The 9344-nt window shown below is 55.7% G+C and carries 3 protein-coding genes and 2 pseudogenes; all 5 read left to right on the forward strand.

All coding sequences use genetic code 11. From position 1 onward, the window contains the following. Window positions 1-382: 382 nt before the first annotated feature. A pseudogene (locus J7M22_12080) lies at window positions 383-2476 on the forward strand (hypothetical protein). A gap of 207 nt (window positions 2477-2683) precedes the next feature. Next, window positions 2684-3151, forward strand: a pseudogene (locus J7M22_12085) (hypothetical protein). A gap of 147 nt (window positions 3152-3298) precedes the next feature. Continuing rightward, a complete protein-coding gene (locus J7M22_12090) occupies window positions 3299-3919 on the forward strand; it encodes a hypothetical protein (GenBank protein MCD6507345.1) in 621 nt (206 codons plus the stop codon). Between the two features lie 492 nt (window positions 3920-4411). Next, window positions 4412-8362, forward strand: coding sequence for a beta-propeller fold lactonase family protein (locus J7M22_12095; protein MCD6507346.1), 3951 nt, complete (start codon window positions 4412-4414; stop codon window positions 8360-8362). Window positions 8363-8880: 518 nt separating this feature from the next. Then, on the forward strand, window positions 8881-9344 hold a 464-nt coding region (locus J7M22_12100), incomplete at its 3' end, for a PQQ-binding-like beta-propeller repeat protein (GenBank protein MCD6507347.1).

Raw genomic sequence — 9344 nt, forward strand, 5'->3', positions numbered from 1 at the left:
CGCAACTTCCTGGTGTGGCTCGAAGAGCAGTTCCGCTCCGGTGCTACCGTCGACCAACTCGCTGCCTACTTGACAGCCTGAATGATCACCGAAAGTGAAAAGATAGTGGCAGATAATATTCATCCTACCCAATGATTCTCAGTCAATGTGATCTACTGAGTGTGCATAGTGTTGAACGATTGTGGGAAATTTAACTATCGGTATCATAAAAGGCCTCCTGGAATGATTTGCTCACTTATGTTATCTTATATCAGTCTCTTTTACCAGTAGAGTTACTGCAAAAGTCGAGTTATATGCCGCCGTTTTAGGCGGGGGATAAACCCCTCCCTACCAGATAAAGCGTCACCCTAATTCATACAGGATATGAACTGTCCCTGAAATCATGAAGGATAAGGAGGCAACGATGAAAATCAAAACCTTGATGCTTGTTCTCATAATCAACCTGGCATCTGCTTCAATCGCCCTCTGCTCCTCCACACCTGTTTTCTCGATAGGAGGCGCGGTGAGGGAGAAGGACGGGACGCCGGCGAAAGGCGGCCTGACCGTCATCGTGGAAAATCAGACGAAGAAACTGTATCAGGAGACGACCACCGACGACGCCGGCAAATACTCGGTGGCCTTCGTGAATTACGAGGGAGAAGCGGTCGCCGAGACGGGAGATGTGATCAAGGTGACCGTTAAAGATAGCTCAGGTAAAACCCTCGGCTCAGCCTCACACACGGTCTCAGACGATGATATCAAATCGGCGAGGGCTTTGATCGACATCATCCTGCCCGGCAAAGGTAGATCCTCCATAACCCTTAAAGCTAACCCTGCTGCCCTGGAGTTCGGTGGGAGTGTCACACTCTCAGGGAGGATCACGCCGAGCATCGCTGTGGAGATAACCCTCATCCTGACATCTCCTGAGGGCAGAACTCAGGAGCTTAAAGCTAAGACGAAAGCCGACGGGACATATGAGCTTAAGTTCACCCCCGATAAGGCCGGAAGGTGGAACGCAAAGGCTTCCTGGGAGGGGAATGAGAATTACGCAGGATGTGAAAGCCCGTCCGTTGATTTCGAGGTCACCACCGACTTCGCCATTAAGGCGGACGAGACCTCAAAGGAGACAAACCCGGGCGGGGAAGCCGTCTTCACCCTGGAGATCATAGGCAAGAAGGGGTTCGATGCCGAGGTCTCACTTCAGGTGGAATCCGCGCCGGAAAGGTTTCAGATGAGCTTCGATAGAGACAAACTGAAACCCGGCGAAAAGTGCAAGCTGACCGTCTCCGTCTCCGAAAACGTCGAGGAGGGGTCATACGATCTATCTATCACCGGCACAGGCGGGGGCATCACACACAAGCTCCATCTCACCCTGAACGTCTGGGTGCGGAGGGAATCCTACCTGACGCTCATCATCGAGCCCGAAAAGATCGAGTATGGCGATAAGGTGACCCTCTCCGGGGAGCTGATCCTCCCCAAAGCCGAATCCCCTCAGAGGGCGGGGAAGAAGATAACGCTCTACATCACAAAGCCGTCCGGGATAACCGAAGAGCTCGAAACGTCGACCGACCGGAACGGCGAGTTCAAGGTCGAATACAAGCCCGGTGAGATAGGAGGCTGGAACGCCAAAGCCTCCTGGGATGGCGACGAGCGGTATAAGCCCTCCCAAAGCGAGGGGAAATCCTTCCAGGTCGAAAGGGCGAGGAGCTTCATAAGCTGGGAGAGCATTCCCGGCAAGGTCAAGGTGGGCGAGAAGGTCAAGATCGAGATCAGGTTGATGCCCAACCTCGAAGACAGATCCGTCTCCGTGACGACGAGGAATCCATCGGGAATCGGCGAGCCCATAACGCTTAAAACCGGAAAATACGGGTTGCTGAGCTATGAGTTCATTCCTGATACTGAGGGGATATGGAGGATAGCCGTAAGCTGGGACGGGGATGAGTTCTACAGGGGAGCAAGCGATGAGAAGGGAATATCGGCGGTCACCGATATCGGCAAGGCGATAATCCTGCTCGGCGGGGTGAGCGAGAAGCGAGAGAGCGAATGGGATCGGTTCAACCGATTGACGAACTTCGCATACAAAGTCCTCAGGATGCGCGGACTTACGGACGACGATATCTACTACATCAATCCGAGCTACAAACAGGGGAAGGATATAAAGGTGGATGCCCTTACCTCAGAGGCCGCCTTTGAACATGCGATTCTGGACTGGGCCTCGGATAAGGTCAACCCACATGTCCCCCTCTTCATCTACATGGTGAGCCACGGCAGGGAGGAGAGTTTCCTGCTCGATCTGCTGGGAAGCCCCGACTCCACGCTCTCGCCCGATGAGCTGAACTCCTGGCTGAATCAACTTGAGAGGAAATCGGGTGTGAAGGAGATAACCCTGATCATAGAGGCGTGCCGTTCGGGCTCCTTCGTAAAGCCGCTCGCCAAGGAGGGGAGAATCATAATCTCCAGCGCACGTGAGGATAGACCCTCCCTGGTGACCCGATGGCTCTCCTTCTCAGGACTCCTGTTCAGGAAGATCTACCGCAACCGGGCGCTGGACGAAGCACTGAGCGAGACGATAAGCGAGCTCGAGGCGTTCAAGTGCTTCAGAGAACAGTTTCCCGTGTTCGACGCCGATGGGGATGGGATAGTCAACGAGAGGGGGGATTTCATCGCACTTGAGGGCAAATACATACCCGCCGATATCACCACCATGCCCGGCCTGCCGGAGATAATGGACACATCGGGATCTGTGAGTTTGAAAAAGGAGAAAAGCTCGGCGAGCTTCTGGGTGAGGGTTTCAGATAAGAAAGTCGTGAAGGTGTGGGGCGTGATCGTCCCGCCGGGGTTCTCCACCTCATTTGAAACCCTCGATCGGGAGTTCGATCGGTTCGAGCTCACGCGGAACCCCGAGGAAAAAGAGAAATACGAGGGGGAATACACCGGATTCACAAAACCCGGAACATACACGGTGATCTTCTACGCCGAAGACGATGAGGGATTCATCTCCTACCCGATCCAGGTGACGGTCACCCACGAGGGGTATCCGTGGGACGTCAACGGGGATGGAATGGTGGATATACTCGACCTCGTGATGGTGGGCAGGAACTACGGATCATCAGGGCCTGAAGGGGACGTGAACGGAGATGGGAAGGTGGATATACTGGATCTGGTGATGGTCGGAAGGCATTACGGAGAGAAGATGGGAATGGGAGCGCCGAAGGAGAAGTGGTTGGGGGTTGGTGGAAGAGTGGTTGGTGGTGGAGTGGTTAGTGGTGAAGTGGTTGGAGGTTGGGTGGTTGGTGAGGGAGTGGCTCTGGATAAACCGATGTGGGCGGTGGTGGTGAGATACCTCCCCCGTCAGCCGTCGGCACTCCGCAGCCTCAAATCGTTATTGCGTTATAGGGTTTATTGGGTTGAGGGTTTAATGAAACCCAATGAACTCAATAAACGCAATAACCCTATAACCAACGATGAAGGGCCGACTGCGGACGTCATGGGGAATACATTCGCTATCGAGATAGACGATGTTGGGATGGCCTTCGTGGGTCTGGGACGACCGTTCAGCAGGCTGCCGCTCCATGTTCTGCCGGATGATGCTATCGGCGTGACGGCTGATGGGAGAGTGGTGAAGGTGATGCTGAGGGAGGTTCCTGAAAGAACAGAGCTTTTGCCTAACTACCCCAATCCGTTCAACCCTGAGACATGGATACCGTTCAGATTGGCGAGAGATGGTGAGGTCGTGATAAGGATCTATGACATACAGGGTGAGCTCGTGAGAGAACTGAACCTGGGGAGGCTGGGGGCAGGAGTTTATGAGAGTAAAGATAGGGCGGCATACTGGGATGGGAGGAATGATATCGGGGAGGAGGTGTCCTCGGGCATTTACATGATAGAGCTATCCGTTGGAGGATATCGTGGTGTCAGGAAGATGTGTTTGATGAGGTAGGGGCGACCCACCGGGTCGCCCTGTGGGGAGGGAGTTGCCCAATTTCCTTTGAGTGTAGCAGTATCACCGATGGGAGACAGGAGGCAGGAAACAGGAGACAGGGATATAGATTCGCTCATATTCTCCTTAAGTGTAGTTCATTAAAACGTCTGTAGTCAGCTCTCCGTAGTCCGGGAGTATGACAAGGGAACAAGGAGATAGGGAGACAAGGGGAAATTCCCCCCTGTCCCCTTGTCTCCCTGTCAGTTTCCCAAATCTAGCTTTGTGAGCGTATAGATTTTCCTCTGCCTCCCGCTTCCTGTTTCCTGTTTCCTCCTAACGCTGAGAAATAAGCACTTCTGACCTCTCAGATCTCTGCTACACTTAAACGATAATATGAGCGGAGGAGGTTTATCCCCCGCCGGATGCGGCGGCATGTAAAATGCCGCTCTACGACGTTGAATTTCAGCGCAGGGATAGACCCCTGTGCTTGTCACGCCGAGGAGGATGAAGATGAGATACGTCGTGATCTTTGTCCTTTTAGGATCACTCCTGGCGATCACATCATGTGAGCCGCCTCATGATAACCCCCTCGATCCCGAAAACCCCGAAGCCGAGGCCCAAGCGCCCCAAAACGTCAAAGGGCTCACGGTGGAGTCGGAACCCGGAAGGGTGATCCTTAAATGGGATGAGGACGAAAACGCGTTGAAATACAGGATCTACAGGAAAGGGCCGGATGACGCGGAGTTCACGCGCATAGGTGAAACCGCCGAGACGGAGTATGTGGATGAGGGGGTGAAGCCCGGAAATCGGTATCAGTATAAGGTCGTCGCGCTTTATAGGGTTTCGGGAGCCTCCGATCCACTGGAGGGCTCGATCAAAGGGGCTATCCCTGGAAACGTTGAGACACTGGGGAAGATAGAGGATCTGAGGATCATAGCTCCAGAGACGATAAAGGCAGGTGAGGAGGGTAAACTTAAGGCGGAGGTCAGATACGATGGCTCTGATAGATGGTGGGATGCGCCCGATCCGAGGTGGAGCTTGAAGGGCGAGGGAACGATAACCAGGGACGGCCTCCTCCGCTCGGAGAAGGCAGGCGTGGTGGAGGTCACAGCGGAATGCGGAGGTCTAAGGAGAACCGTCCCCGTGAGGATAACCCCCGCCGAACCTCAGATCTCTAAGATGAGCGGGCCCTCCGAGGGACATACGGGCGAAAGGATCTCACAGCCGCTTAAGGTGGCCGTCAAAGATAGGTTCGGAAACCCGGTGAAAGGAGCCCGCGTGCGGTTCAGGATCTCTATCAAACCGGAGGGGGCAGGAACCGCGACGATCTCACCTGAGGAGGTGGAGGCCGATCCATCGGGCTACGCCGAGACGTGGATCACCCTCGGAACGAAGCCCGGGAAATATACCGTAAGGCCGGAGCTGGCCGATGATCCCTCCAAGTTCGTCGAGTTTGAGATCAAAGCCGTTCCCTACCCCGAAAAGATCGTTATAATCGAGCCCCAAGGTGATCCGCCGGAGTTGGTTTCAGGCGGAACCATCCAGGTGAAGGTGAGGGTTACGGACAGGTTCGATAATCCTGTCCCCGATGAGAGGGTGAGCTTGACGCCCTCAGAAAGCGGGGCGAAGTTCAATCCCCCTGAGCCGATAACCGATCAAGACGGGATGGCGATCTCCGACCTCATCCTGTGGAGGAAGGCGGGGCTCTACAGGATAGCAGCCATATGCGGCAGTATCAAAGCTGAGAAGGAGATCAAGGTCAAACCGGGTAAGCCGTATCGAATCGCGGAGCAGCCCTACGTCAAGGAGGTTCAAATCTCCCAGCCTGTCGATCTGGGCGTGAAAGTCGTGGATGAGAAGGGCAATCCCGTAAGCGGGGTGAAGATCGGGTTTAAGATCAAATCATCGCCCGGTGGGGCGAACGCGAAACTGTCACGGGATACAGCTGAAACGGATGAATCCGGAATCGCCGTCGTCAGGTTCACGCTTGGGATGAAAGTTGGTGAGTATATCGTCCGCGCCGAAAACCCCGATCTCAGCGGCTCACCGGTTGATTTCGTCGTTCAGGCGACCCACGGCCTGCCGGCCAGGCTGGAGAAATTGAGCGGCGATTTGCAGAAAGGAGTTGTGACCGAGAGGCTTCAGGATCCATTTGTGGTCAGGGTCACGGATATCGGCGGAAACCCCGTTCCCGGCGTGAATGTGAGATTCGAGCTCGCAGGAGCCCCGAAGGGCTCGACCGGATGGAGGTTCTCGGACGATACCCCCTCCACCGACTCTAACGGCGAGACGAAGGTGTGGTTCACCCCCGGCGAGAGGATGGGGGATTACGTGATCTCCGCCTCGGCGAGCAGATCGGACGGCACGCCGCTCCAGGGGTCGCCGGTGATCTTCACATGCTACGCCGATCATGAAGGGCCACAGATCATATCCGGCATCTCAGGATACGATCAGACCGGAACGGTCGGGAGGCCGCTCGCAGAACCGTTCGTCGTCAGGATCACCGATAGATTCAGCAATCCGGTGGACGGCGTTGAGGTGAGGTTTGAGATCGTCAGAGCTCCCTCGAACGACGCCCAACTGGAAGGTCTCGTCAGGACGGACGATAAAGGTCTGGCAAGCTCAACCCTCACGCTCGGCACCAAGGTCGGGGAGTATGAGGTGAACGCCCTCTTCGGGAATCTGAGGGTTCCCTTCCATGCCACTGCCGGGCCCGAAGGGCCTGAGAGGATAATGGCCGTATCGGGGGACAATCGGTCCGGGAATCCGACTGAGCTTCTGGCGGAGCCGCTCATCGTCCAGGTGCTGGATATATATGGCAATCCATGCCCCGGCGTTAAAGTAACCTTCAGCGTGATCGAAAGCCCCTCAGGCGCCTCCGGTATGACCCTATCGCCTCAGGCGTCAGAGACGGACGGCAACGGATACGCCCGGACCGAGTTCACGCTCGGCGATAAGGTGGGGGAATACCGAATCACCGCCAAGCTCGTCGATTATCCGGAGAAGCTCGTGACGTTCACGGAGAAGGCCTGGGAGTGCAGGCTGAGCGCCTCACCGGAAAGGCTCGACTTCGGATACGGGAAATCCGAGCTGAGCCTCACCCTTACCAGGGAGGGATGTGCCGAGGCGGTGAGGTTCGAGGTGAAACCCGGCGATCCGTGGGTCTCGGTCAGACCCGGATCGGGCTCCGTCTCCGATTCGCCCCTCTCCATCACCGTCTCCGTCAAGCGTGATGGTCTTGAGCCCGGAGAGCATAAAACCCTGCTCGAAATCCGGTTCGACGGCAAAAGCGCTGTGGTTCACGTAACGATGGAGGTCAGGAGAAAGCTCATCGTGAGGACCTTGGACACGAGATCCGGAGCTCCCGTTCCGAACGCCGAGGTCTCCGTCGAGGGAAGGAAGGCGGTGACGAACGACTCCGGGGAGGCCGTCATCGAGGATTTCAAGGAGAGCGGACGGATGAGGATCACCGCCTCCTGTGAGGGTTACATTCCGGCCGAGAGGGAGGTGGAGATCCCTGAGATCGGCGATTTCGCCGTGGATCTATCCCTTAAGCCTCTGCCGAAACTCCTGAAGAGGATAAGCTCCGTCCCTCTGTTTCCCCTCTCTGCCCCTAAGTTCATCGCCATCTCGCCCGACGGATCGAGGGCCTACGTCACGAACAACATGGGCGATACGGTCTCGGTCATGGACACGACATCCGATAAGGTCATAAAGGACATAAAGGTGAAGGGATGGCCTGAGGAGGTGGCCGTCAACCCGGTTCTGGATGAGGCCTATGTGGCGTGTAACGAGGACGACTGTATCTACGTCATCAACACCAAGGTGAACGGGTTCGGCGGGATCATAAACGTGGGCAACGGGCCGACAGGGGTGGCGGTCTCCGACGACGGGAAATGGCTGTTCGTGACCAACATGCTCGAGGGTAGCGTCTCCGTGGTGGATACGGCGACGAGACAGGAGAAGGCCCGGATACCGATCGGCAGGGAATCCATCTCGGTCGCCGCCTGTGGCTCCAAGCTTTACGTTTCAAACCAGAGGGACAACACGGTCTCCGTCATAGACCTCCTGGGCAAAGTGGAGGCTGACGTCATCAAGGTGGGAGATAAACCCTGGAGGATAACCGTCTCTCCGAGCGGCAGGTTCGTATACGTGGTGAATTACGGCAGCGGCACGGTCTCGATGATAGATACCTCGGATGACGAGGTGGTGAGGAGCTTCGATGTGGGGAGGCTTCCGGTGGATGTGGCCGTTGAGGGGAGCTATCCGGAGGGCGATCTGCTCTACGTCACGATAAGCTCGAGCGACTCGGTGACGGTTGTGGATACGGCGACGGGGATCGTGCTGAAGGAGGCGATACGCGTCGACGAGTTTCCCCACGGCATAGCGATCGGGAAGGATGGCGATAAAATTTATGTCGTGAACAACGGGAGCGAAACCATCTCGGTGCTGGGATTTTAACGACCTGGAGGTGGTTCACAATTACGTGATGGATTGAAGGGTCCTGAGAAGATGCACAGGCAGAGCTAGGAGACAGGGGCATCTTGAAGCAGTTGCTTCGTTATGCCATCCGATGCGGCAGCTTGGAGGAGTTCGAGGAGAGGCTAACCGGGGCGTAGAAGTTCGGTGTGGATACATCATTATCAGTAGGGCAGAGGTTTATTCCCGCTGGTGATCCGATGACTTGATAACGGATCGGGGACGGATTAAAATATCCGTGTTCCGATGAGGAACGAGGGGAGAGGAGAAAGGAACGAGGAGATGAAAATCCTGGTTCCTCTCTCCTAGTTCCTCGTTCCTTCGGGTGGTATCTCCGCCGATGTGGTGGCGCAAGGCATTGCGCCCTTAGGACGAGGAGGTAGAACATGAGCGGAAGACATAAAATATCACGCCTTAATCCTTTAATCCTCTTAATCCCTTTAATCCTTTCCTTCGCTCCTCACTCCTCTTACTCCGAGGAGCCGGGCGAGGTGGTTCGTGTGAACGAGCGTGTCGCTGACGGCGTTACCCTCCTATGGAAGGCTTATGTGGGGAAAATTAACACATGGCTCACCTGCAATCCCCTCATCTTCGGGGATAGGATATACCACGCAAGCAATGGGGATAAGGGGGATGAAGCAGACCGGTGTGACAGGCTGTATTGCTTCTCAAGGGAAGGGCGTCTACTTTGGAGCTTCTCCCCGCCAGATAGGGGGTGGACCGACCTTAACGGCGTGGTCGCAACCCCTGAGTTCGTTGTGGTGGGGTGTGATAACGGATACGTCTACTGCGTCTCCCACAGCGGGGAGCTACTTTGGAAGTTCAAGACGGGGGATGTGGTATGTTCCTTCAGCGTAGGAGATGTAGACGGGGACGGTGAGATGGAGGTTTTGGTGGGGAGTGTGGATGGAAACCTCTACTGCGTATCAGGAGGAAGCGGGAGGGAGGAGTGGAAGTTCAGGAC

The sequence above is a fragment of the Candidatus Poribacteria bacterium genome (assembly GCA_021162805.1).
Taxonomy (GTDB): domain Bacteria; phylum Poribacteria; class WGA-4E; order B28-G17; family B28-G17; genus JAGGXZ01.

What these genes read in the sequence shown, in the direction of transcription:
- J7M22_12090 (MCD6507345.1), top strand. Translation starts at nt 3,299, where the DNA reads ATGTGGGCGGTGGTGGTGAGATACCTCCCCCGTCAGCCGTCGGCACTC.
- J7M22_12095 (MCD6507346.1), top strand. Translation starts at nt 4,412, where the DNA reads ATGAGATACGTCGTGATCTTTGTCCTTTTAGGATCACTCCTGGCGATC.